Raw genomic sequence first — 24,823 nt, forward strand, 5'->3', positions numbered from 1 at the left:
AAAGCCATGAATAAAAAAGAAGCCCGCATATGCGGGCTTCTTTTTGGGCGCTGATCACGCGGGCTTATTGGGTGATGGGGGCCGCATCGGGTTTGGCCAGCAGCTGTTCGACGTCGTCGATCACCTTGAGGGCCGCCTGAGGGCCGCCGGTGGAGGTCCACAGGGATCCGTCCACGGCACCGAAGCGCTTGCTCTTGATGGCGCCGAGCTGCTGGAAGGCCGGGGTCTGCTCGGCCTGCTTCATGGCATCCACCGCATCACCGCTGGCGCTCAGGGTGCCGATCACCAGCCAGTCGCCGTCCAGCAGGTTGAGGGATTCGAGGCTCAGGGCCGGGGAGTGGGGGGTCTTGTCACCGATCTGGTGGGTCGGTCGGGTCAGTCCCATCTCTTCCACCACGCTGCTGGCGAAGGTGCCGCTGTGCATGTAGCTCGGGCCCTTGGGGTTCCAGCGCACTATGCTCAGGCGCTCGCCCTGATGCTTGGCAAGCTTGCTGCGGGCTTGCTGCAGGCGGGCGTCATACTGGGCGAGGAAGGTCTTGGCTTCGGCGTCCCGGTTCAGTACGTGGGCGCTGCGATTGAAGATCTCCTTCCAGGAGTCACCCCAGTTGCCGGTGACGACGGTGGGAGCTATCTCCTTGAGCAGAGCCAGCAGCTCGGGCTTGGTCTGGCCGGTGAGGATGAGGTCGGGTTCCAGATCGATCAGCTTCTCCAGGTTGGGGTTGTCCAGATCGCCGACCACGGCGATCTCCTTGCCCGCCTGTTGTAGCAGGTAGCGGGGCAGGGTGGACTGGCCGCGGCCATTGACGGTGCCGACCGGTTGCAGCCCCAGGGTCAGGGCGCTGTCCAGATCGATTTCGCTCAGTACCACCACCCGCTTGGGCTGGGCCGGTACGACCTGGGTCTTGCCGTCGGCATCGGTCACCTGACGGGTCTCGCTGCCGGCCTGTACCTGGAAGCCGACCAGACTGGCCAGCATCAGCACGGCAGCCAGGGGAGAGGAGATCTTCATCGTTACATCCTTCTTGGTGAAATCAGTGGAACACTGGGTCCCAAACGGGCGAACTCATGCTACCACAAATTCAAATGATAAGAATTGTCATTTGTGTTTGTGGCGTGAGGAGGGGACGGTTTGCTACCATGCTGGCTCACCCACCAAGGGCTCTTCGTGATGTTGATTGCCACTGCGCCAGCCTGTTCACTGGACCGCTTTATCGTGCAGGCCGACAGCCTGCCGCTGCCCGGCGCGGCGCATCTGGCGCTGCAACGGGTCTGCTTTGACCCCGCCGCCTTCACCCCGGCCTGTTACGATGCAGCCGGCATGGTGCTGCCTGCCAGCTTGCAGCGCGCGGCCCCCAAGCGGCTGAGGGAGTTTCTGGCCGGCCGGCTGGCGGCGCGCCGGGCCTTGCACCCCTTTGGTCTGGGCCAGCAGCAGGTGAGCATAGGGGCGGCTCGCGAACCCTGCTGGCCTGCCGGGTTTGAGGGCAGCATCAGCCACAGCCTGTTGCAGGGGCGCGGCATGGCGCTGTGTGCGGTGCGCCCGGGTCGGGCGGGAATGGGGCTGGATCTGGAGGGCTGGCTGGCAGAGGGGCAGGCGAGCGAGCTCTGGCCCGGCATTGCCAGCGGGGAGGAGTGGGCCCGACTGGCGGCAACTGCCCCTGCCACCGGCCTGAGCAGGGCTGAGGCGCTCACCTTGATCTTTTCGGCCAAGGAGAGCCTGTTCAAGGCGCTCTACCCCAGGGTGGGGCGCTATTTTGACTTTCTCGATGCCCGCTGGCTGACCATGACGGAGCAGACCCTCACCCTCGAACTGGTGGGCGGACTGACCCCAGAGCTCCCTGCCGGTTGGCGCTGTACGCTCTACTGGCAGGCAATGTATTGGCAAACAGGGCACTGCCAAACACGGCCGGGCGGGGTGCTCACCAGTCTGCTGCTGTGAGTGACTGTGCAGCCGAGCTGCAAACATCAAAAAACCGCCTCTCGGCGGTTTTTTGATGGGGCTCAGGCCGGTTGGCGCATGGCAAAGGCGTGCGGTCTGCGGCGCGGCACTATGATGGGGGCGCCGTCGCCGGGGGCGTGCAGTATGTCCACGTCGGTCTGGTAGAGGCGGTCGATGAGGGACTTAGTCACCACCTCGCGGGCCGGCCCCATGGCCTGGATACCGCCATCTCCCAGCGCGATCAGCTCGTCGCAGTAGCGGGCGGCGGTGGCGAGATCGTGGATGACGATGAGCACCGTCTTGCCCTCGGCGGTGATCTGGTGGATGGCCTCCATCACCTCGGTCTGGTGGCCGATGTCGAGGGCGCTGGTGGGTTCATCCAGCAGGATGATGTCCGCATCCTGGGCCAGCACCATGGCGAGCCACACCCGCTGGGCCTGGCCGCCGGAGAGAGAGCTGGCGCTCTGCTGCAGAATGTCGCCGAGCTGCATCCGCTCGCAGGCCCAGCGCACCATGTGCGCATCCTCCTCGCTCCACTGATTGAACCAGCCCTGATGGGGATGGCGGCCATACTGCACCAGCTGCTCGACCTGGATGCCGGCGGGCACCAGGGGACGTTGGGGCAGGTAGGCGAGCTCGCGGGCCAGCGCCTTCTTGCCGTAGCTTGCCAGCGGCTTGCCCTTGAGCAGGATCTCGCCGGCTTGCTGCTCCTCCTGGCCCGCCAGCAGTTTGAGCAGGGTGGACTTGCCGCCGCCGTTGGGGCCGACGATCCCCACCAGCTTGCCCTGGGGAATGGTGAAGGAGATGTCGTTGAAGACGGGCTTGTGCTGATAGCCAAATTGCAGGTGATTGATGGTGAGCGTCATCAGGCGGCCCTCGGTCTGTCTTGAAAATGGGTGAATGGCATCGTCAGTCGGCCTTCTGGCGGTCTTTGAGCAGGATGAACAGCAGCAGCAGGCCGCCGAGAATTCGGGTCATGATGCCGGTGGCCACCTCGTGGGGGCTGGCCAGCACCCGCACCAGGGTGTCGCTGGCCAACAGCAGCAGGGCGCCGCACAGGGCGGCAATCCACAGCGGCACGATGCGATCCCGGCTGAGCCAGGAGGCGAGCACCGGGGCCGCCATGGCGATGAATACCACGGGGCCGCCGATGGCGGTGCCGAGCGCCGCCACGACGATGGCCTGGGCCAGCACGCCGAGCTGCACCCGATAGACGTTTATCCCCAGACTCTGGGCGGTGACGGGGCCCAGACGCAGCACGCCCAGAGCCCGGGAGAGATAAATGATCCAGGGGCAGACCAGCAGGATTAGGATCCCCACCGGCAGCACGGTGCTGTAGCCCTGGCCGACGAAGTTGCCCATGTTCCACAGATAGAGGCTGGTGAGGTGCACCAGCGACTGGGTGGACATCACGAACTGGCCGATGGCGTTCATCAGCTCGGAGACGCCGATGCCGATCACCACGAACAGGTAGCCCTGTTCTCCCGGCTTGTTGCACAGGGCATAGAGCACGGCGGCGGCAAACAGGGCGCCGAGCGGCGCGGCCCACCAGGGCCAGCTGCCGAGGGTCAGGTAGAGGGAGAAGGCGATGATGGCCAAGGAGGCCCCCTCGTTGACCCCGATCATGTCCGGAGTGGCGAGGCGGTTGCGAATGAGGGTCTGCACCAGGCAGCCGGAGAGGCCCATGGCCGCTCCCGCCACCAGCACGGCGACGATGCGCGGTAGCCGGATCTTGAAGACGGTCACTTCGCTCAGCCGGTTGCCCTCGCCAAGCAGGGTCTGGATCACCCCCAGCATGGTGAGCTTGCCGGAGCCCAGGGTCAGCGCCAGCAGGGAGAGCAGCACCAGGGCCACCAGTAGCCCCAGCGTGATCAGCCAGGCGCGGCGGTGCAGCAACAGGGTGCGGCTGCCAACGCGCAGGCAGACGGTGCCGGTGGGAAGCGCCGTGTTGAAGGAGGGATGGATGGAATTGTTCATGAGGCAGGCAACCTTATTTGACGGCCAGCAGGGAGCGGAAGCCGCCGCTGCGCACCACCAGGATGAGCACGGGGGCACCGATCAGTGCCAGGATCACCCCGTTGGGCAGTTCGAACGGCTGGATCAGCCAGCGGGCCAGGATGTCGGCGCCGAGCAGGAACAGCACCCCGAACAGGGCGGAGAAGCGTACCTGGATGGCGAGGCGTACCGGCTCCACCAGACGGGCGCAGTAGGCGGCGAGAAAACCGACGAAGCCGATGGGACCGGCGATGGCGATGGCGCAGGCGGTAAACAGGGTGGCGGCTAGCAGTACACCGATGCGTACCCGGGTCGGCCGGATGCCGAGCGCCAGCGCCTGGTTGTCACCCATCTGCATCAGGGTGAGCTGACGGCAAAGCGCCAGGGTCAGCAGCAGGCCGAGCAGGGCAAAGGGCATCACGGTGAGCACCGCATCGAGATCCGAGGCGGCCAGCGACCCCAGATTCCAGAAACGGAACTGCTCCAGCACCACCTGGTTGGAGAGCAGCAGGAAGTTGGAGAGGCCGCCGAAGGTGGCGGAGAGGGCGACCCCCACCAGGATGAGCTTGAGGGGGTTGGAGCGCCCCACCATCAGGCCGAGGCCGAGCACGATGAGGTTGCCGAGCAGGGCCCCCATGCCGGACCAGAGCAGGTAACCGTAGGCGGATTCGACGCCAAAATAGGTAAGGCCGATCACCAGGGCGAACACGGCGCCGGCGTTGACCCCGAGCAGGCCGGGTTCGGCCAGCGGATTGCGGGTGGCGCTTTGCAGCATGGAGGCCGCCAGCGCAAGACAGACGCCCACCACCAGGGCACACAGGGTGCGGGGCAGACGCAGGGTATGAACGATCATGGCGAGCTTTTCATCGGCCATGAGGGCGGGATCGCCCAGCAGAAATCCGGCGACCTCGCGGCCACCATAGACACCGGCGCCGGTGGCCAGTGAGAGACAGATGAGCAAGAACAGGAGAACCACTCCCAGCCAGAACAGGTGTGTTTGGTGTCTGTGCACCCGGCTACTCCTTCACGTCGAGGCAATAACAGCAGAAAAGGGAGCCCTGACGGGCTCCCTGCGGGGTTTACAGCTTGTAATCCACGCCGGCGTAGACGGTACGACCTTCCAGAATGAAGTCGGCGTCGGTGGCGACCTGGTCACGCTTGGTGTTGGTGAGGTTGGTGATGCCCAGCTTGAAGTCGAGCGCCGGGGTGACCTTCCACTTGGTGTTGACGTCCAGGGTCTGGTAGCTGTCGGACTTGAGCGCCTGGGAGTTGTGCATCGGCACCTTGATGAACTGGCTGCCTACGTACTGCCAGGCCAGGTTGGTGCTGACGATCTCGGTGGCCTGCCAATCCAGGCTCAGGTTGCCGGTGTGATCCGGGGTCTTGGCCAGATCGTCGCCGGTGCTCTTGTCTTCGGAGTCCAGCATGGTCCAGTTGCCGGTCAGCTTGAGGTCGTCCATCACATCGACCCAGCCGGTCAGCTCCAGCCCCTTGACCCGCGCCTTCTTGACGTTGAGGTAGGTCATCACGCTCGGACGGTAGCCCGGGCCCCACTGATCGCTCTGGATCAGATCCTCGATGTCGTTGTGGAAACCGGTGAGGCCGGCGCCAAAGCGATCGGCTTCATAGGCGGTGCCCAGCTCGTAGCTGACGGCGGTTTCCGGTTTCAGGTCCGGGTTGCCGATCACCTTGCAGGCGCCGCGGCAGGCGGTGGTGGCGAAGCCTTCGCTGGACTGGGCCAGGGTCGGGGCCTTGAACGCCTTGCCGGCGCCGCCCTTGATCACCCACTCGTCGCTCAGCTTGTAGAGCGCATAGGCGCGCGGGCTGAACTCGTTGCCATAGGTCTCGTGGTGATCCAGACGACCGGAGAGGGTCAGCGCCAGATCCCCCAGGCTGAACTCGTCCTGCAGGTAGAGGGCGCTCTGGCTCGCATCCACGCTGCCGCTGGTGATGCTGCGGCTGTGCTCCAGCTCGGTTTTGCGGAATTCCGCGCCTGAGGTCAGCAGGTGATCCCCGAGGTAGCCGCTCAGCTGGCCGTCGACCGTGTGGTTGGTCTGGGTGACATCGGCGGCGCCGCCGTTGAGCTGGGAGTCATCCATCAGATCGGTCTGCTCGAAGTAGTAGCGGGCACGGCTGTCGAAGTGCTCCCAACGACCGTTGTGGGTCAGCCCCAGGCTCAGGCGATCGAGTTTTTGCACGTTGTGCGGGGTGGCCGGGGCAGTGGGGGCGCGCGGCACGTTGTTGAAGTAGCTGTCCATGTCGTTCTGGTTGTAGCCCAGATTGAACTCCACATCCTGGTTGTCGGCCACCAGCCACTTCAGGCTGGAGAGCATGTTGACCACTTCCCGTTTCTCCAGCGCATCGGCGTCCGGGTTGTTGGACTGATCGCTGTGCCAGCGGTCGCGCTGATAGCCTTCCACCACCAGGCTGCCGAGCAGCTTGTTGTCGATCAGGGCGCCGGAGACGAAGGCGTTGCCACGGTTGGCATCGCCACCATCACCCTTGGTGGGCATGGTGTGGGTGTAGCCGAAGGCCGCCTCGGTCTGCTCCTTGGCCTGGCGCAGGATCACGTTGACCACGCCGCCGAGGGCGTCGGCGCCATAGAGGGAGGAGACGGGACCGCGGATCACCTCGATGCGCTCGATGGCGGCCATGGGGATGGAGCTCAAGTCGAAGTCATTGCCAAACGAGCTGCCCAGGGTTTCACGGGCGTTGACCCGCTTGCCGTTGATCAGCAGCAGGGTGTAGTCGCCGCCCATGCCGCGGATCTTGATCTCGCTGCGGCCGGTGGGGTTGGTGCCGATGATGTTGACGCCGGGCACGTGCTTGAGTGCTTCACCGATGTTGTTGGCGTTCATCTTGTCCAGATCGGCGCGGGTTACCACAGAGACGCTGGCCGGGGCGGAGAGTTCGGTGTGCTGGGTCTGGGTGGCGGTGACCACCATGGTCTCGTTGGCCTTGACCGCTTCGGCCTGGGCCAGGCCCGGCAAGGAAAACAGGCCGAGGGAGAGTAAAATCGGGTTCAAGCGAAATACGCCAGGCTGCAACTGCATAGTCAAAACTCCATGAATAAAACAGAGGTTATGGGGTCCGGCTCTGGGGCCGGTGGCTCACTGACTTCCTTGTCTGGCGGTGCCAGACTCGGGGTTCTTGTTGTTCCTTGTCTGTGCCAGCCCCTTGAGCAGGAGCCAGACACCGCCGCAGGCCAGCAGGCCGCAGCCGATATTGATCCAGGCCAGATGGGCAAATCCGTGCAGCACGCCGCTCTGATCCGACACCAGCAATCTGGCGGAGAGCAGACTGCCGAGCCCGGCCGCCACATTGGTGACCGTGCCCTGAAAAGACATGAAGGCGGCACGCTGATGGGGGGCCGGGATGGAGGCCGTGATGGCGAGGGTAGTGCTGGAGCGGGCCGAGCTCAGCGCCATGAACAGGGTGAACAGCAGGTAGACGGGCACGCCGACCGGCATGGCAAAACCGAGCAAGGTGATCAGCGCCAGCAGCAGGCTGGTGATCAGGATGGCGGCCTGGGCCCGGCCCTGATCAATCCAGCTGCCGCACAGCCGCATGGTGGCCATGCTGGCGAGGCCGCCGCACAGATAGAGGGCGGCGATCTGCTCGCGCGGGAACGCCAGGTTGAACTGGAAGTAGTTGGCAAAGTGCGGGATCAGCAGGAAGTGACCGAACATTTGCAAACAGAGGATGAACAGGGCGCCCTGGCAGAGCGGGGAGGCCAGCAACTGGCGCAGGCCGCTGCCGTGAGGGGCGCGGCTGACCGGCAGCGAAGGCAGCAGGGTGGCGCAGAGCAGGGCCAGCAGCAGGCCGCAGACGCCAAACAGCAGGAAGGGGCTCTGCCAGCCAAACCACTGGGCCAGCACCAGGGCGATGGGCACCACCAGGATGGCGGCCAGCGAGAACGCCATGCCCACGTAGGCGAGACGACGGCCCCGCTCGGCAGGCGGTACCAGATCCAGCACGGCTGCCATCAGGATGGCGGCGAGCGGTCCGGCCACACAGCCCGACAGGACGAACAGCACCAGCAGCTGCTGGCTGTTTTGCACCAGGGCGCAGGCCATCAGCAGCAGAAAACGTAAGGTGAGCAACACCAGCAGGGCGGGCTTGCGGTTGACCCGATCGAGCAAGGGGGCGGCGATGAGCCCCATCAGGGCGGCACCCAGAGTAGCACCACCGCTGAAGTAGCCGGTCTGTTCCGGTTGCATGCCGAGGCTGATGACCAGATCCGGTCCGAGCGGCATCACCATCATCATGCTGCCCATGGAGAGCATGTTGACAAGCAGGGCCAGGTGGATAGCGGCGGGGGTGGTGGTCACTGGCTTCATCGACGGCAAGCTCAAAAAAATGAGACCGAATTGTATCCGAGCGTTTTTTTCGTGACAACAAATGGTAATCATTTTTATTTGTGTTATTTGATCTGTCTCCGCTCTTTTCATAGAAAAATGAAGGGCCTGACTTTCACCGGATTCTCCGCTCGCGGGCAAAATCATTGAAAAGCGGGGCGGATGGCCCATGATGACGAGGTGATGAGCAGGCCATGATCCAGTTGGCCGCCGAGTGGGACGGGAGGAGAAGATGAGAAGATGGCGCGGGTTTGGATTCTGGCTGCTGTGGGGGCTCTGGTGCCTGCCGCTGCGGGCCGAGGTGAAGGTGATCCCGGTATTCGAGACCCAGGCGGCGGTGCAGACCCTCAAGGATCTCTATCCGGAGCTGGGGGTGAGCGCCATGGGCAACCAGCTGGTGCTGAGCGGCAGCGCCGCCCAGCTGCAGGAGGCCGAAGCGGCGCTGGCCAAATTCAACCAGCCGCCCCAGAGTCTGCTCATCGAGTGGCGGGTGGACGGCGCTTCCAGCAGTCAGCAGGCCGGTGTGGGGCTGGGCCGGGATGCCGCCAAGCGGCAGTGGCTGCTGGAGGGAAATGCCCAGCAGTATCAGCGCAGCCAGAACGACAGCTGGCAGGTACGCGGCCTGTCGGGTCGGCCGGTGCTATTGCAGATGGGCACCTATCAGCCGGTCACCTTCTATCAGTGGCGCGGAGGTCAGGTAGTGGGGCTGATGCCGCTGGTGAACGGCCTCTACGCCACGGCTACCCTGATTGGCGACAGGGTGCAGATAGCGCTTAGCAGCGAGCAGGCCAGGCTGGAGCAGGGCACCATCAACCGGGGGCAGAGCGCCACCGAGGTGAGCGGTGCCTCCGGTCAATGGCTGACGGTGGGGGAGCTCTCCACCAGCGCGGTGCAGCAGGGCAGCAGTCTGGGCACCCAGTTGCAGGGGGGCAGTGGCAGTCAGAGCGATCGCCAGACCCTGCAGATCCGGGTCACGCGCCAGTGAGGTGCCAGACTGATTTCGTCGTTCCTCGGGTGCCTGGCCATTCTGGTTGAACCTGTCTGATCAGTTGCTGGCGTGGGGCTGATCGGCCGCGTATTCACGCAGCTGGCGGCTGCGCAGCAGATACCAGAGCGACCAGAGGGTAGCGACCAGCACCAGAGCGGTGGGCCAGCTGAACGACCACTTCTGCAGATTGAGGCTGTGCAGTTGCATCAGCAGGCCACTGACGGCAGAGCAGAGCAGCAGCAATGGGCTGTGGCGCCTGAGCCAGGCCCGGAGGCTGCGGGTCTGCTGATAGGTGCCGCCGCAGGCGAGCAGCGCCAGTATGGCTGGCACGTCGGTCAGCAGGCTGATGTAGAGGGCGAGCCTGTCCGGGTAGAAGAGGGTCAGGATGGCGCTGCCGCTCTCGCGGGTGACGCCGGCCATCAGAAACAGCCAGACCGAGCGGGTCAGCAAGAGGGCGATGGGCCAGAACCAGAGCGGGGGACGCAGCTGGCCGTGATCGTCGTATCTGTGTTCGGGGTAGAGGGTCATGGTTGCCCGGGGTCGTCTGTGCAAAGGATGAAGGGGATATGGGGCGAAGGGGCGCCCTTTGCAAGGCGGGCGAGGGGCGGGAATTAATCGGGGGGCCATGCCCCCCAATCCGCTTATCTCTTTTCGTGTCAAGCCGCCGGCGTCACAGCCAGCCTTTTCGCTTGAAGAACAGACCGGTGCCGAGCGACGACATCACCATCAGTACCAGGGAGAGCGGATAGCCGTACTCCCAGGCGAGTTCCGGCATGCGGCCGAAGTTCATGCCGTAGATACTGGCGATCAGCGTCGGCGGCAGGAAGATGACCGCGGCCACCGAGAAGATCTTGATCACCTTGTTCTGCTCCAGGTTGGTGACCCCCATGGAGGCTTCCAGCTGGAAGTTGATCTTGTCGAACAGGAACTGGGTGTGGGGCAGCAGTGACTCCACGTCGTGCAGCATCTCGTCGATCCACTTGTTCTGCTCGTTGCTCATCCGCTGGCGCAGGCTGCGCTTCAAGAAGCGCAGGGCGCGACGGGTATCGTGCAGGGAGAGACGGATCTGGCCGTTGGCCTCTTCCTGGGCCATCAACTCCTTGAGCATGGGATTGATCTGATCCGGCTCGAAGATCTGATCGGCGGTGTTTTCCAGGGTCTTGTAGCCATCTTCGATGAGATCGGAGAGGTATTCGACTTTCAGATTCTGCACCTCCAGCAGGATGTCGAGGGCGTCCTCCACCTCCAGCCGATCCTGGCGCATATAGTGGCGCAGCAGGCGCACCAGACCGATGTCATCCTCGCGGATACTGATCAGCAGGTTGTTGCGCAGGGTAAAGGAGACGTGGACACCCTTGGTGTCACGGCCGATCCGCTGGGGAAACAGGGAGTGAATGTGCAGACCGTCGGTATCCCAGTAGAAACGGGCGGATGCTTCGATGTCATCGAGCTCCTCCTTGTCGGGCACCTCTTCCAGAAACAGGCCCGTCAACCATTCTCGTTCCGCCGTGTCCGGCTTGTAGGCATCCAGCCAGACGGTGTTGTCAGGCACTATGTCGTCAGGCCCGAGCGTGACTATGTCCAGTACCTTGTTATTGAGAATGTAGGCGGTGATCATCTGTCCCCCCTTAAGAAGTCATGGGTAATCAGGGATGGTTGCACAGGTCATGCGGCCTTAGAGCGCGTAGAAAGCGATCCCGTGGACAAGCTGAACGGGCCGATGGAAAACCTGAATGCGGCGAACTATACAGGGGCGGGCCGCGCTTGTCAGGGCCTATTCATCGGAGGTTCAGCCTGTTCGCTCAAAAAAACAGCGAGGTCGGAGCAGCCACGCCGACCTCGAAACGGGCGATCCCGGCGTCGCCTCCTTTATTCCCCCTGGTATGTGGGAGGAATCGGGCTCACTGGCCGGGATGGCAGGCTCCCGAGCGCCCTGCGACAACCCCCGGCCGTGTGCCGGAAACCGCCTCCATTTGATGTGTTGGGGCTGAGCATTTTTGTTGTCTGCACAGCGGTGTTTTCATCACATATTGGGGTAGTTGGGGCCGCAGCCGCCCTACGGCGGTGTCCAGACGATGTTCTGGGCTGTGCATCCTTGTTATCTGCGCAGGTCTGCATGGGCAAGCCTGTTACATGTTGGGATAGTTGGGGCCTGAGCCGCCCTGCGGCGGTGTCCAGACGATGTTCTGGCTCGGATCCTTGATGTCGCAGGTCTTGCAGTGGATGCAGTTGGCCGCGTTGATCTGCAGGCGGGGCAGGCTCTCTGAACCCAGGATCTCGAACACCCCGGCCGGGCAGTAGCGCTGGGCGGGTTCGGCCCAGGTGGGCAGGTTGACCGCCACCGGGATAGTCTCATCCTGCAGCTTGAGGTGGCAGGGCTGATCCTCGTCGTGGCTGGTGTTGGCGAGATAGACAGACGAGAGCTTGTCGAAGCTGAGCTTGCCGTCCGGCTTGGGATAGTCGATGGGTTGGCAGCGGCTGGCCATGCGCAGTTGGCGGTAGTCCGGCTCCTTGTCCAGCAGGGTGAACGGCGAGGTGCGAGCAAACAGCCGCTGCTCCAGCCAGTTGAAGGTGCCGCCGAGCCAAGGGCCCCAGCGGTGCAGGGCGGCGCCGAAGTTGCGCGCTGTTTTGAGCTCATGGGCCAACCAGCTCTGTTGCAGCGCATCGCCGTATTCGGCCAGATCCCGCCCTCCTTCATCGCCGCCGCGCAGACTCATGGCGACGGTCTTGGCCGCCAGCATGCCGGACTTCATGGCGGTGTGGATCCCCTTGATGCGGGAGAAGTCGAGGGTGCCGGCATCGCAACCGATGAGCAGGCCGCCGGGAAAGTGCATGCGGGGCAGGGAGTGCCAGCCTCCCTTGGCGATGGCGCGGGCGCCATAGCTGATGCGCTCGCCCCCCTGCAATGCCGCGGCGATGAGCGGGTGGTGCTTGAGGCGTTGAAACTCGTCAAACGGGCTGAGCCAGGGGTTGCGATAGTTGAGATCGACGATGAGACCGACCGCCACCTGATCCTGCTCCAGATGATAGAGATAGAAGCCGCCCTGGCTCTTGTCTTCTTTCCCCTCAGAGAGCGGCCAGCCGCTGCCGTGCAGCACCCGGCCCGGTTTGCCCTGACCGGGGGGGAGCTGCCACAGCTCCTTGAAGCCGATGGCGTAATGCTGCGGCTGGGCGGTGTTTTCCAGCTGAAAATCGGCGATCAGCTGCTTGCCGAGATGGCCGCGCGCCCCTTCGGCAAACAGGGTGTAGCGACCGAGCAGCGCCATGCCGGGCACGTGATCCGCTTTCGGATTGCCCGCCCGATCCAGCCCGAGATCGCCGGTGATCACACCCTTGACCCGTCCCGCTTCCATGATGAGTTCGCTTGCGGTAAAACCCGGGTATATTTCGACTCCCAGCTGTTCGGCCTGCTGACCGAGCCAGCGACAGAGGTTGCCGAGGCTGATGATGCTGCTGCCCTCGTTGTGCATGCGCGGCGGTACCGCCCAGTTGGGCAGTTGCAGGGCGCGGCTGTCGCTTTGCAGCAGGTGCACCTGATCGTCGTTGACCTTGACCCCGAGCGGGGCCTGTTGCCAGCTCTCTGGCAGCAGCTCCTTGAGGGCGACGGGATCCAGCAGGGCGCCGGAGAGCAGATGGGCGCCGATCTCCGCCCCCTTCTCCAGCAGGCAGACCGACAGATCGGCATTGTGTTGTTTGAGGGCGATGGCGGCACTGAGTCCCGCCGGGCCGCCACCGACGATGACGACATCAAATTCCATTGCTTCGCGTTCCATCTTGCCTCTGTGCTCGACTTGGCCTAGGGTAGTGCTGGTAGTTTACGTAAACGTAAAGTAAATGTAAGCAAAAAAATGTGAGGGTTTTCATGGATTCACTCAACAGAAGCGAGGGATGCGCGTCATGAAGCTGCTGGTCGCGGTCAAGCGGGTGCTGGATTACAACGTCAAGGTCCGGGTCAAGAGCGATGGCTCAGACGTGGAGCTGGCCAACGTCAAGATGGGGATCAACCCGTTTTGTGAAATTGCGGTGGAAGAGGGGGTCAGGCTGCGCGAAGCCGGCGTGGCGAGCGAGCTGGTGGTGGTGACCTTCGGCCCCGAGGCGGCGGCTGAACAACTGCGTCACGCCCTGGCGCTGGGGGCGGATCGGGCGCGTCATTACGTGACTGGCGAGACCCTGACCCCGCTCACCGTGGCTCGCGCCCTGCAACAGGTGTGCGAGCTGGAGCAGCCCGATCTGGTGCTGCTCGGCAAGCAGTCCATCGATTCTGACAACAACCAGGTGGGCCAGATGCTGGCCGCCCTCAATGACTGGCCGCTCGCCACCTTCGCCTCCGCCATCAAGCTGGTGGAGGGGGAATTGCAGGTGACTCGCGAGATCGACGGTGGCCTCGAGACTCTCGGCATGCCGCTGCCGGCGGTGGTGACCGTGGATCTGCGCCTCAACGAGCCGCGCTTTGCCTCGCTCCCCAACATCATGAAGGCCAAACGCAAGCCGCTCGAGAGCGCGCCCTTTGCCGACCTCGGCGTTGAGCCGGCCGCTCAGACCCGGCTGCTCGGGGTGATGGCCCCCGCTGCCCGCAGCGCCGGCATCATGGTGGGCTCGGTGGATGAGCTGCTGGACAAACTCAAGCACGAAGCGAAGGTACTCTGATGCTGCCAGCAATCAACAGAACTCCACCCGTCGGCGGCAAGCTCGAGGGTGTGATGGGCGCACAGGCAGGGACATCAACGGACGATAGCAAGGGGCAGTCATGAGCGTATTGATCATTGCCGAACATCATCAGGGCCAGTTGGCCGACAACGTGGCCCGTCTGGTCACCGCCGGGAGCCAGCTGGGCGGCGAGGTGCATCTGCTGTTGCTGGGGCAGGGGCTGACCGAGGCGGGCGAGCAGGCCGCCGCCCTGCAGGGAGTGAGCCGGGTACTGCTGGCCGAGCACCCCAGGCTGGCGGAGGGGCTGAGCGACGGGGTCGATCCGCTGCTGGCCCATATCGCGCGGGATTATCAGCACTGCCTGATGGCCGCCAGTACCCAGGGCAAGGATCTGCTGCCACGGGTGGCGGCCAGGCTCGGGGTGGAGATGCTCTCCGAGGTGACCGGCATCGAGAGCGATGATACCTTCCTGCGCCCCATCTATGCGGGCAATGCCGTGGCCCGGGTGGCGAGCAGCGCCCCCATCAAGGTGCTGACCATCCGGCCCACTGCCTTCGCCAAGGCGGCGAGCGGTGGCCAGGCTCAGGTAGAGCGGTTGCCGGTGAGCGAGGTGGCCTGCCGTACCCGCCTCATCGAACGGCGCGCCGTGCGCTCCGCCAGACCCGAGCTCGCGGCGGCGCGGGTGGTGGTCTCCGGTGGGCGGGCGCTGGGCTCCAAGGCGCAGTTCGCCCTGATCGAGGCGCTGGCCGACAAGCTGGGCGGCGCGGTGGGGGCATCGCGGGCCGCGGTGGATGCGGGCTTTGTCGCCAACGATCTGCAGGTGGGCCAGACCGGCAAGGTGGTGGCTCCCGAGCTCTACATCGCGGTCGGTATTTCCGGCGCCATCCAGCATCTGGCGGGGATGAAGGAGTCGAAGGTGATCGTCGCCATCAACAAGGACAGCGAGGCCCCCATCTTCCAGGTGGCCGACTACGGGCTGGTGGGGGATCTCTTCACCTTGCTGCCGGAGCTTACCGCCAAGCTGTAACCTGGTAAAAAAGGGGGCCGGGGGCATTGAGCGCCGGCAAGCGCCCGTTTCCACGCATGTTCTCTGCAAGCCCTGACCCGTTCAGGGCTTTTTTCTGCCAACTGCGCTGGCGGCGGGTCGACAAAAGGTTGAGCCAGCTCCCAAAAAGCCTTTGATCCGGGGGCTGCACTTGTGTAAAACCAGACAAGTCACCGATCACACTCATCCACTCACGGAAAGCGTCATGAGCAAACAGATTTACAACTTCTGCGCCGGCCCCGCCATGTTGCCGGTCGAAGTCATGGAGCGCGCCCAGCGCGAATTTTGTAATTTCCAGGGGCTGGGAGCCTCTGTCATGGAGCTCTCCCACCGCGGCAAGCCCTACATGGCGGTCGCCGCCAAGGCCGAAGCCGATCTGCGCGAGCTGCTGGCGGTGCCAGACAACTACAAGGTGCTGTTCATGCACGGCGGCGGCCGTGGCCAGTTCTCCGCGGTGCCCATGAACCTGCTCGGCGGCGCCAACAAGAAGGCTGACTATCTGCTGACCGGCGTCTGGGCTGCGAGTGCCGTGGACGAGGCGCGCAAGTACGGCGATATCCAGACCTTTGACGGGGTGGCCAAGAGTGCCGAGGGCATTTCCCACCTGCTGCCGACCCCGGCGTTTCGCGCCGATGCGGCCTATGTGCACTACTGCCCGAACGAAACCATCGATGGCATCGAGATGTTCGACATCCCGGCTACCGGTGACGTGCCGCTGGTGGCGGATCTCTCCTCCACCATCCTCTCCCGTCCCATCGACGTGAGCCGCTTCGGCATCATCTATGCCGGCGCCCAGAAGAACATCGGCCCCTCTGGGTTGGCCATCGCCATCGTGCGCGACGATCTGCTGAACCAGGCCCGCGCCGATGTGCCGTCGATCTTCGACTACCAGCTTACCGCCAAGAACGACTCCATGTTCAACACCCCGCCCACCTACGCCTGGTATCTGGCCGGGCTGGTGTTCGAGTGGTTGAAAGAACAAGGCGGCCTCGCCGCGATGGAAGCGCGCAACAAAGAGAAGGCCGATTTCCTCTACGGCTATCTCGATCAGTCGAGCTTCTATGGCAACCAGGTGGATGCCAGCTGCCGTTCGCGGATGAACATCCCGTTCCAGCTGAAAAATGCCGAGCTGGACAAGCTGTTCCTGGCCGAATCGGAAGCCGCCGGCCTGCTGGCACTCAAGGGCCACCGCATCGTCGGCGGCATGCGCGCCAGCCTCTACAACGCCATGCCGCTGGAAGGGGTGAAGGCGCTGGTCAGCTTTATGGACGGCTTTGCCAAGCGCCACGGCTGAGGCGTTTTTCCCCGATTGCCGACGCCGGGGACTCCCCGGCGTCTGTTTTTTCCGTGATGCCGGACCGGCCGCCCCCGCTGCCTGCTTTTGTGCCACCCGCAGTCTTGCCGAGCAGGGCGCGGGCTGCTAACGTCCGGTCAGGTCATTTTTTTGAGATCGTACAGGAAGTCTATGAATTCGTTGCGTTTGGAACCTATTTCTCGTGTGGCCGGTGAGGTCAATCTGCCCGGCTCCAAGAGCGTGTCCAACCGGGCGCTGCTGCTGGCAGCCCTGGCCCGTGGCACCACCCGGCTCACCAACCTGCTCGACAGCGATGACATTCGTCACATGCTGGCGGCGCTGACCCAGCTCGGGGTCAAGTACAAGCTCTCCGCCGACAAGACCGAGTGCACAGTGCACGGTCTGGGTCGCAGCTTCGCGGTATCGGCGCCGGTCAATCTGTTCCTCGGCAACGCAGGCACCGCCATGCGACCGCTGTGCGCAGCGCTGTGTCTGGGCTCCGGCGAATACACCCTGGGCGGGGAACCGCGCATGGAAGAGCGCCCCATCGGTCATCTGGTGGATGCCCTGCGCGAAGCGGGCGCCCATATCCAGTACCTGAAGAAAGATGGCTATCCGCCGCTGGTGGTGGATGCCAAGGGGCTGTGGGGCGGTGACGTGCACGTCGACGGTTCCGTCTCCAGCCAGTTCCTGACGGCGTTTTTGATGGCGGCGCCGATGGCGGCGGGTGACACCCGCATCCACATCAAGGGGGAGCTGGTCTCCAAGCCCTATATCGACATCACCCTGCACATCATGAAGCAGTTCGGGGTGGTCATCGAGCACGACAACTACAAGCTGTTCTACATCAAGGGCAACCAGAGCTACGTCAGTCCGGGTGACTTCCTGGTGGAAGGGGATGCCTCCAGCGCCTCCTACTTCCTCGCGGCGGGCGCCATCAATGGCAAGGTGCGGGTCACCGGCATCGGCAAGCACAGCATTCAGGGCGATATCCACTTCGCCGACGTGCTGGAGAAGATGGGCGCCCGCATCACCTGGGGCGATGACTTCATCGAGGCCGAGCAGGCGCCGCTGCACGGCATCGACATGGACATGAACCACATCCCCGATGCGGCCATGACCATCGCCGTGGCCGCACTGTTTGCCGAGGGGCCCACCTCGATTCGCAACATCTACAACTGGCGGGTGAAGGAGACCGATCGCCTGCACGCCATGGCGACCGAGCTGCGCAAGCTGGGCGTCGAGGTGGAGGAGGGGCGTGACTTCATCACCGTCACCCCGCCAGCACAGCTCAAGCATGCGGCCATCGATACCTACAACGACCACCGCATCGCCATGTGCTTCTCGCTGGTGGCGCTGTCCGATACCGCCGTCACCATCAATGATCCGGGTTGTACCTCCAAGACCTTCCCGGACTATTTCGACAAGCTGGCCAGCATCAGTCAGCGCGCGTGATGAACCCAGGCCCGCCTCGCTGCGGGCCTGTTTCTTTGGGCTGTCCCGCTCTGCTACCTCTCTCTCTCTCTTTACCCTCGCCTAGCAGCATTATTAAAACTTGCAAGGCAGGATAAGAAAATTCTTTCCTAGATAATGTAATTTTCTATTTACACCGCTGTCCGTGCGGGCTAGATTGAAGTCTCTTTATCGCAGTCATCTAGCAGGAAGCCTTGTCATGCAGCATCAAACCGACGACGTTCGTATCAGTGAAATCAAAGAGTTATTACCCCCGGTTGCGGTGCTTGAGAAGTTTCCGGCCACCGAGACCGCATCAAGTACCGTCTTTGAATCCCGTCAGGCCATCCATCAGATCCTGGCCGGTGAAGATCAGCGCCTGCTGGTGGTGATCGGCCCCTGCTCCATTCACGACCCGGCCGCCGCGCTGGAGTACGGCAAGCGCCTCAAGGTGCTGCGTGATGAACTCAAGGGCCAGCTGGAGATCGTGATGCGGGTCTACTTCGAGAAGCCGCGTACCACGGTGGGCTGGAAGGGGCTGATCAACGACCCTTACCTCGACAACAGCTGCCAGATCAACGACGGCCTGCGCATCGGTCGCAAGCTGCTGCTGGATCTCAACGACATGGGGCTGCCGACCGCCTCCGAATTCCTCGACATGATCACCCCGCAATACGTGGCGGATCTGATGAGCTGGGGCGCCATCGGTGCCCGAACCACCGAATCCCAGGTACACCGCGAGCTGGCCTCCGGCCTCTCCTGCCCGGTGGGCTTCAAGAACGGCACCGACGGCACCATCAAGGTGGCCATCGACGCCATCGGGGCCGCCAGTGCGCCGCACCACTTCCTGTCGGTGACCAAGTACGGCCACTCCGCCATCGTCGCGACCCGAGGCAACGCGGACTGTCACATCATCCTGCGCGGCGGTCGTGAGCCGAACTACAGCGCCGCTCACGTGGACGAGGTGGTGAAGGGGCTGGACAAGGCCGGTCTGCCGCAGAAGGTGATGATCGACTTCAGCCACGCCAACAGCAGCAAGCAGTTCAAGAACCAGATGCTGGTGGCCGAGGACGTGGCCGGTCAGCTGCGTGCCGGTAGCCGGGCTGTGTTCGGCGTCATGGTGGAGAGCCATCTGGTGGAAGGGCGTCAGGATCTGGTGGAAGGGTGCGAGCTCACCGTCGGTCAGAGCATCACAGATGCTTGCATCGGCTGGGCCGACACCGAAATCCTGCTGCGCAATCTGGCCGATGCGGTGGCCACCCGCAACGCAGGCTGATTACGGCCTGACTGCGCCGCGTGGCGCGCCTGAACTACGGCATACAAAACAAAAGCGCGACCCTGGGTCGCGCTTTTTTATTGGCCAGAGCGGGCGGCAGGCATGATCACCAGCGGTAGGTCTTGAGCAGCTGCTCGAGCTTGCGGCACTGCTCCACCAGCTGGACGCTGGCGAGGTTGGCGGCGTGGGCCTGACCCAGGGTATCGTTGGAGGTGTTGCGAATGTCGCTCACCGAGCCGTCCACCTCGCTGCAGACCCTGTCCTGCTCCTCGGCGGACTGCGCCATCTGGGCGTTGAGATCGTTGATGCTGCTGATGCGGCCGATGATGTTCTGCATGGCGGCCAGAGTCGCCTCTGTCTTGTGGATGCTCTCGTCCGCTTTGGCCTTGGCATCCCCGATCACCGACACCGCGCTCTGGGCCTCGTTCTGCAGGGCGGCGATCATCTGGGAGATCTCCTCGCTGGCGGCGCGGCTGCGGTTGGAGAGGGCGCGCACCTCGTCGGCCACCACCGCAAAGCCGCGGCCTTGTTCGCCGGCCCGGGCCGCCTCGATGGCAGCGTTGAGGGCCAGCAGGTTGGTCTGATCCGCAATGCCCTTGATCACCTCCAGCACCCCGTCGACCGCCAGACAGCGATTGTCGAGCTGCTGGATCACCTTGTCGACTCGCTCGATCTCTGCCGACATCTCGCCCATGTCGTTGATGGAGTGCTGGGCAAGGCGACTGGTGTTGGCAGCATCTTGGTTGGTGAGGGCGGAGAGCTCGGCGCTCTTGCGGGCGTGCTCGCGCACCTCGTGGGAGCTGGCGGCCAGCTCGCTCACGGCGGCGGCCACCTGTACCGTCATGCTCTCCTGCTGGCGGGCCGAGCCTTCGGTCTGGGTCGCCACCTGGCGGATCTGGTTGGACTCCTGATAGAGCTGGTGGGTGGCGCTCTCCACCTCCTGCAGGCTGTGGCGAAACCCTTGCACCATGTCGCTGACGGCGCGGGTCATCTCGCCCAGCTCATCCCGGTTGGGATTGATCAGGGGGAGGGAGAGATCCCGCTCCTTGGCCATGCGGGTCATGGCCAGCTGCAGATGGCGTACCGGCCGCTTGATGTAGCGTTGCAGCACCCAGCCCAGCAGGCCAAAGCCCAGCCCGAACACCGCCACCAGGCTGCCGCTCAGGATCAGGTTGTTGCGGTGGATCTCGCCAAAGGTGTGGCTGAGATCATAACTGATGCGCACCGCCCCCATGACGGTGCCTTCCGCCACCTGATGGCAGGTGGTGCACTGAGTACCGCGGTACTCCTTGTAGGCCTTGAAGGGCTTGATCAGGGTGAGCTGGTTGCCCTGCTGCTCGAGAATGGTCTCGCCCTGGTTGATGGCGCGCTCATCCAGCTTGTCTTCAATCTGCTGATCCGGGTGGCCGGGGCCGAACAGGCTGGTCACCGCCGGGGCGCGGATCAGACGGGCCTCGACGATGCCGGCCTCGCTCTTGAGCTTGGTCTGCACGATCTGGCGGTTGGCGATGGCCCCCGTCATCATCAGCACGTTGAGCTGATCCATGTAGGTGTTGGCGGCGCTCTCCACCTTTTCACCCGCCAGCCGGATGGCGAGATCCCGTTGCAGCCAGGCGGAGAGCTCGAAGCTGAGGGCGAAGGTGCAGCCGATGACCAGGGCGAGGGGGAGAAAGATTTTCCAGTTCAGAGACAGATTTTGCATCGTTGGCAGGTCCATGCGCAGGTGAGCGATCGTCAATGGTTGATGACTCTCCCCGCGTTCGCTCATCAGAACGGGGGAGATGGTTCTCTATCGGCACACCCTACCTCATCTTGAGTAAATTATCTGTTAACTGGATCTTTGTTGGAGGTTAATGGTGCGTAGCAAACGAGAGCTGTTCGTCGTTGAGTTGATCCAGCACAAACTTGGTGATTATTGATAGTGGTTATCATTTGCATTATTTCACTTGATAACCCTGCCTGCGATGACACCACTGCTGACCCCGACCATGACCGGTCTTGCCACCCCGGATCCCCTCAAGTTCGCCTTTGGCGCCAAGACCTCGGCCCACGCCAGTCGCGGCGGCATGCGCCCGCTCACCCTCGACCATGTCGACTGGCAAGCCTGGTGGCGCCGCGAGAGCGAGGCGGATGAGCGAGCGCTTTATATCCATATCCCGTTTTGCCGCAAGCGCTGCAGCTTCTGCAATTTCTTTGAAAATGGCGCCAACCCGGCCCGCATCACCCGCTATGTCAATGCGCTCTGCCGTGCGCTTGCCAAGGCGGCCGAGACACCCTTCACCCAGAGCCGCCCCTTCTCGGCCGTCTATGTGGGGGGCGGCACGCCGACGGACATGAGCGCCGACGAGCTGGCGATGCTGGCCGCCGCCATCCGTCGTTTTCCTTTGACTTCGGATGCGGAGGTGACCCTGGAGGGGCGCCTCAACGGCTTTGATGATGCCAAGTGGCACAATGCGCTGGCGGGCGGCTTCAACCGCTTCTCGTTCGGGGTGCAGAGCTTTGATACCGAGGTGCGCCAGGAAGCGGCCCGCTTCGATGACCGGGCGACCCTGCTGACCCGGCTGGGGGAGCTGACCCGTCACGACGATGCGGTGATCGTGGCCGATCTCATCTTCGGCCTGCCTGGCCAGGATGATGCCGTGTGGCGTCAGGACATCGCGGATGTGATGGCGAGCGGGGTGAACGGGGTGGATCTTTATCAGCTCATCGCCATGGCCGGCACCAATTTGGCCCGTGCCGAGGCGAGGGGCAAGCTCGGCTGGGCCGCCGACGGCCAGCAGCGGGCCGCCATGTATGCCTATGGCGCTCAGACGCTGGAGCAGGGGGGTTGGCAGCGGCTCTCCTGCAGCCACTGGCGGCGCGGTGAGGCCGAGCAGAGCCGCTACAACCAGATGGCCAAGCGCGGTGCCGAGATCCTCCCCTTCGGGGCCGGGGCGGGCGGCAACGTGCATGGGCACGGCCTCATGTATGGCCGGGATCTGACGCTCTGGCACGAGGCGCTGGCGGCGGATCAGCGGGCCCCCGGCATGGTGATGGGGCGCAATCCCAATGGCCGCCTTGATGGCCTGCTGCGCGGCGCGCTCGACAGCGGCTGGCTGGCGCTGGCCCGTTTGCCGACGTCGCTGCGGGCACATCTGCAACCCTTGTTCGAGGCCTGGCAGCAGCATGGGCTGGCGATGCTGAGCGAGGATCGGCTCGAGCTCACCCTGGCGGGGCGCTTCTGGAACGTCAATCTGCAGGCAGGGCTGTTTGAATACTTGCAGCTCAACCCGCTGACGGGGTTGGGTACGGTACCTGCCGATCCGGCGCAGGCAGTGCGCCATTCACTGGTGTGAGTGCGCTGGCCGAGAGGGCCGGGCAACGAGGAGATGATAAACAAGGGGGGCACCTGATGTGCCCCCCTTGTTCGTTATGGCTGGTGTACCTCTTCCACCCGCACTCGCAGTTGCCCCTCTGCAAGCTGGGTGACCAGCGTCTGGCCGGCATCGACCTGGGCGGCGCGGCTGATCACCTCACCGCTTTGGGTGCGGGTGATGGAGTAGCCGCGCCTCAGGGTGGCGAGCGGGCTCACCCCGTCGAGGCGGGCGCTGAGCATGGCGAGGCGGTGGCTAGCAAGGTCTTGGCGTTTGGCGATGAGGGCATGGAGGCGCTCCTCGGCCAGCTGGTGGCGGCGCTTGCCGGCGGCCAGCAAGCGCTCCGGGCTCTTGCCCTGCAGGCGCAGCTCTAGGTTGGCGAGGCGCCGCTCCCCCTGATGCAGTTTGTGATTCATCAGCTGCTGCAAACGGGCGGAGAGCTCGTCGAGGCGCTGGGATTGCTGCTCCAGCCGCCGCTTTGGATCCTGATGGTCGAGCCGCTTTTGCAGCAGGATGAAATCGTGGCGGGCGGCGGTCTGCTGGCGGTTCATCGCCTGCAGCAGTTGCTGCTTGAGATGGGCGAGGCGCTGGGCGCGGGCGCTCTGATCCGGTGCCACCAGCTCGGCCGCCGCCGACGGGGTCGGGGCGCGCAAGTCGGCGGCAAAGTCGCTGATGGTGACATCCACCTCGTGGCCCACCGCGCTCACCACTGGTATGGCGGAGCCGGCGATGGCGCGCGCCACCGCCTCTTCGTTGAAGCACCAGAGATCTTCGAGCGACCCGCCGCCGCGCCCGACGATCAGCACATCCACCTCGGCGCGGCGGTTGGCCAGGGCAATGGCAGAGACGATCTGGCCGATGGCGGCGCTGCCCTGCACCTGGGTCGGGTAGATAAACACCGGCAGATCCGGCGCGCGGCGCTTGAGCACGGTCAGCATGTCGTGCAGGGCAGCACCGGTGGCGGAGGTGATGAGGCCCACCGCGCGCGGTTCGCGCGGCAGCGGTCGCTTGCGCCCCTCGCCGAACAACCCCTCGGCGCCAAGGCGACGCTTGAGCTCCTCAAAGCGCAGCGCCAGCACGCCATCACCCGCCGGCTGCATCGATTCGATGATCAGCTGGTAGTCGCCGCGCGGCTCATAGAGGGAGACCCGCGCCTGCACCAGCACCTGCATGCCATCCTGCGGGCGAAATGCTACCCGCCGGTTGTTGCCCTTGAACATGGCGCAGCGCACTTGGGCTGACATGTCCTTGAGGGAGAAGTACCAGTGGCCGGAGCTTGGCATCGCCAGGTTGGAGAGCTCACCGGTCAGCCACACCAGCCCCAGATCCTGCTCCAGGATCATGCGCACGGCGCTGTTGAGGCGGGTGACGGTAAAGACCTGCTGTTGTCTGCTTTGACTCGGTTCGTTGCGGTAGTTCAAGGCTGGTCCTGCACTGTGTGCCCCGCCTTGGGGGCGGGGGCATAAAACAATGGTGCCATCTTAACGCAGTTCGGGGCGAACGCCGAGCGGCGCAGCCCCTGTCGGGTTCAGCGTGCGTCCGGATCCTGAGGCTGCGCCCGGGCCTGGCTGGTCACCAGCCAGACCGAGAGGCAGACGACCAGGCCCCCCAGCACGAAGCCCTGGCTCAAGGTCTCGCCCAGCACCAGCGCGCCCCACAAGATGCCAAAAGGGGGAATGAGGAAGGTGACGGTGAGGCTGCGCAGCGGGCCGATATCGGCGATCAGTCGAAAATAGAGCAGATAGGCGAGGGCGGTGCAGACCACGCCGACCGCCAGCACGCTGGCCCAGGCGGTGGGCACGGCCCAGTCGACCGCAGGGCAGGCCGCCAGCTGGTAAGCGAAAAAGGGCAGCAGGAACAGGCAGGCGCCCAGCTGGCTGCCAAAGGCCACCAGTTTGGCATCGAGTCCGCCGCGATGGGTGATCCAGCTGCGGGTGAGAAAGCCGGCGAGGCCGTAGCAGGCGGTGGCAAACAGGCAGGCCAGCACCCCGGACAGCAGATGCCCACCGGCACTCACCTCGCCGGTGGTGGTGATGAGGCTTATCCCGATCACCCCCAATACCACCCCCAGCCATTTGCGCCTATCAAGGCGCTCGTTGAAGCAGGAAAAGCCGATGAGGGCCCCCATCAGCGGCGTGGTGGCGTTGAGGATGGCCGAGTAGCCGGCCGGCAGCCAGAGGGCGGCGATGGCGTACATCAGAAACGGGATGGCGGAGTTGATGACGCCGAGCAGCATGGCGGACTTGAGCTTGCCCTGAAACCCCATGGGGGCGCGCATCAGCAGGAGCATGACAGCAAGCCCGATAAGGGCGAACAGGACCCGCAGGAAGGTGGTGTTGACGGCGCCAAACGCCGGGGCGGCGATGCGCATGAACAGGAAGCTGGCGCCCCAGATGGCGGCCAGCAGGAGCAGGCGCCCATAATCGGCAGCTTTCATGGTGTCGTCCTTGAGGTGATGGTGGCCAATATTGGCGCTGCG

20 protein-coding genes are annotated in these 24,823 nt (G+C 64.1%); 8 read left to right on the top strand and 12 right to left on the bottom strand.

The features are described 5' to 3' along the window. Window positions 1–64: 64 nt before the first annotated feature. Window positions 65–1,009: an amonabactin ABC transporter substrate-binding protein gene (locus tag AACQ43_RS11295; RefSeq protein ID WP_011705834.1), complete on the bottom strand. Its 945-nt coding sequence runs from the start codon at window positions 1,007–1,009 to the stop codon at window positions 65–67. Between the two features lie 156 nt (window positions 1,010–1,165). Here AACQ43_RS11295 and amoD point away from each other — a divergent pair, with 156 nt between their 5' ends. Beyond that, window positions 1,166–1,936, top strand: a complete 771-nt coding sequence (gene amoD / locus AACQ43_RS11300) for an amonabactin biosynthesis phosphopantetheinyl transferase AmoD (RefSeq protein ID WP_339354063.1) — start codon at window positions 1,166–1,168, stop codon at window positions 1,934–1,936. Between the two features lie 62 nt (window positions 1,937–1,998). On the opposite strand, the gene AACQ43_RS11305 is transcribed toward amoD, so the two are convergent. From AACQ43_RS11305 to AACQ43_RS11325, 5 genes are all read right to left on the bottom strand, one after another. Then, complete coding sequence (locus AACQ43_RS11305; protein ID WP_168967310.1) at window positions 1,999–2,802, bottom strand: amonabactin ABC transporter ATP-binding protein; 804 nt, start codon at window positions 2,800–2,802, stop codon at window positions 1,999–2,001. A 43-nt stretch (window positions 2,803–2,845) separates the two neighbouring features. Further along, complete coding sequence (locus AACQ43_RS11310) at window positions 2,846–3,913, bottom strand: amonabactin ABC transporter permease subunit 1 (protein WP_168967311.1); 1,068 nt, start codon at window positions 3,911–3,913, stop codon at window positions 2,846–2,848. A 13-nt stretch (window positions 3,914–3,926) separates the two neighbouring features. Next, window positions 3,927–4,943 carry an amonabactin ABC transporter permease subunit 2 gene (locus AACQ43_RS11315; RefSeq protein ID WP_011705838.1) on the bottom strand — a complete coding sequence of 339 codons (1,017 nt, stop codon included), beginning with the start codon at window positions 4,941–4,943 and terminating at the stop codon, window positions 3,927–3,929. Window positions 4,944–5,010: 67 nt separating this feature from the next. After that, window positions 5,011–6,984: a siderophore amonabactin TonB-dependent receptor gene (locus AACQ43_RS11320; RefSeq protein ID WP_168967312.1), complete on the bottom strand. Its 1,974-nt coding sequence runs from the start codon at window positions 6,982–6,984 to the stop codon at window positions 5,011–5,013. A 57-nt stretch (window positions 6,985–7,041) separates the two neighbouring features. Continuing rightward, complete coding sequence (locus AACQ43_RS11325; protein WP_168967313.1) at window positions 7,042–8,271, bottom strand: siderophore amonabactin export MFS transporter; 1,230 nt, start codon at window positions 8,269–8,271, stop codon at window positions 7,042–7,044. Window positions 8,272–8,521: 250 nt separating this feature from the next. Between AACQ43_RS11325 and AACQ43_RS11330 the strand changes: the two genes are divergently transcribed. Then, window positions 8,522–9,274, top strand: coding sequence for a hypothetical protein (locus tag AACQ43_RS11330; RefSeq protein WP_168967314.1), 753 nt, complete (start codon window positions 8,522–8,524; stop codon window positions 9,272–9,274). Between the two features lie 60 nt (window positions 9,275–9,334). On the opposite strand, the gene AACQ43_RS11335 is transcribed toward AACQ43_RS11330, so the two are convergent. The 3 genes from AACQ43_RS11335 to AACQ43_RS11345 form a co-directional block, all read right to left on the bottom strand. Then, complete coding sequence (locus AACQ43_RS11335; protein WP_043166862.1) at window positions 9,335–9,805, bottom strand: DUF2919 domain-containing protein; 471 nt, start codon at window positions 9,803–9,805, stop codon at window positions 9,335–9,337. A 142-nt stretch (window positions 9,806–9,947) separates the two neighbouring features. Then, window positions 9,948–10,895: a magnesium/cobalt transporter CorA gene (corA, locus tag AACQ43_RS11340; RefSeq protein WP_011705843.1), complete on the bottom strand. Its 948-nt coding sequence runs from the start codon at window positions 10,893–10,895 to the stop codon at window positions 9,948–9,950. Between the two features lie 511 nt (window positions 10,896–11,406). After that, entirely contained in the window at window positions 11,407–13,050 is a 1,644-nt protein-coding gene (locus tag AACQ43_RS11345) for an electron transfer flavoprotein-ubiquinone oxidoreductase (RefSeq protein ID WP_168967315.1), read from the bottom strand. A 124-nt stretch (window positions 13,051–13,174) separates the two neighbouring features. Between AACQ43_RS11345 and AACQ43_RS11350 the strand changes: the two genes are divergently transcribed. The 5 genes from AACQ43_RS11350 to aroG all read left to right on the top strand — a co-directional run bounded on the left by AACQ43_RS11350 (window position 13,175) and on the right by aroG (window position 18,991). After that, on the top strand, window positions 13,175–13,924 hold the full coding sequence (locus AACQ43_RS11350; protein WP_026080108.1) for an electron transfer flavoprotein subunit beta/FixA family protein: 750 nt from the start codon (window positions 13,175–13,177) through the stop codon (window positions 13,922–13,924). Window positions 13,925–14,024: 100 nt separating this feature from the next. Next, complete coding sequence (locus AACQ43_RS11355) at window positions 14,025–14,951, top strand: electron transfer flavoprotein subunit alpha/FixB family protein (protein WP_168967316.1); 927 nt, start codon at window positions 14,025–14,027, stop codon at window positions 14,949–14,951. 223 nt (window positions 14,952–15,174) lie between these two features. Then, entirely contained in the window at window positions 15,175–16,263 is a 1,089-nt protein-coding gene (gene serC / locus AACQ43_RS11360) for a 3-phosphoserine/phosphohydroxythreonine transaminase (protein WP_024943986.1), read from the top strand. A gap of 171 nt (window positions 16,264–16,434) precedes the next feature. After that, window positions 16,435–17,718, top strand: a complete 1,284-nt coding sequence (gene aroA, locus AACQ43_RS11365) for a 3-phosphoshikimate 1-carboxyvinyltransferase (protein ID WP_168967317.1) — start codon at window positions 16,435–16,437, stop codon at window positions 17,716–17,718. Between the two features lie 217 nt (window positions 17,719–17,935). Continuing rightward, on the top strand, window positions 17,936–18,991 hold the full coding sequence (aroG, locus tag AACQ43_RS11370) for a 3-deoxy-7-phosphoheptulonate synthase AroG (RefSeq protein ID WP_168967318.1): 1,056 nt from the start codon (window positions 17,936–17,938) through the stop codon (window positions 18,989–18,991). Window positions 18,992–19,097: 106 nt separating this feature from the next. Here aroG and AACQ43_RS11375 read toward each other — a convergent pair whose 3' ends face one another. Next, window positions 19,098–20,693: a methyl-accepting chemotaxis protein gene (locus tag AACQ43_RS11375; RefSeq protein WP_065018078.1), complete on the bottom strand. Its 1,596-nt coding sequence runs from the start codon at window positions 20,691–20,693 to the stop codon at window positions 19,098–19,100. 262 nt (window positions 20,694–20,955) lie between these two features. On the opposite strand from AACQ43_RS11375, the gene hutW reads away from it, so the two are divergent. After that, window positions 20,956–22,326 (top strand): heme anaerobic degradation radical SAM methyltransferase ChuW/HutW, encoded by a 1,371-nt coding sequence (hutW, locus tag AACQ43_RS11380; protein WP_168967319.1) that lies wholly within the window; start codon window positions 20,956–20,958, stop codon window positions 22,324–22,326. Window positions 22,327–22,400: 74 nt separating this feature from the next. Here the strand turns inward: hutW and xseA are convergent, their stop codons facing one another. Next, a complete protein-coding gene (gene xseA, locus AACQ43_RS11385; protein ID WP_168967320.1) occupies window positions 22,401–23,765 on the bottom strand; it encodes an exodeoxyribonuclease VII large subunit in 1,365 nt (454 codons plus the stop codon). A 107-nt stretch (window positions 23,766–23,872) separates the two neighbouring features. Then, on the bottom strand, window positions 23,873–24,781 hold the full coding sequence (locus AACQ43_RS11390) for a DMT family transporter (RefSeq protein ID WP_168967321.1): 909 nt from the start codon (window positions 24,779–24,781) through the stop codon (window positions 23,873–23,875). Between the last annotated feature and the right edge of the window lie 42 nt (window positions 24,782–24,823).

It is taken from the genome of Aeromonas sp. DNRA1 (genome assembly GCF_963888745.1).
Classification (GTDB): Bacteria; Pseudomonadota; Gammaproteobacteria; order Enterobacterales; family Aeromonadaceae; genus Aeromonas; species Aeromonas hydrophila.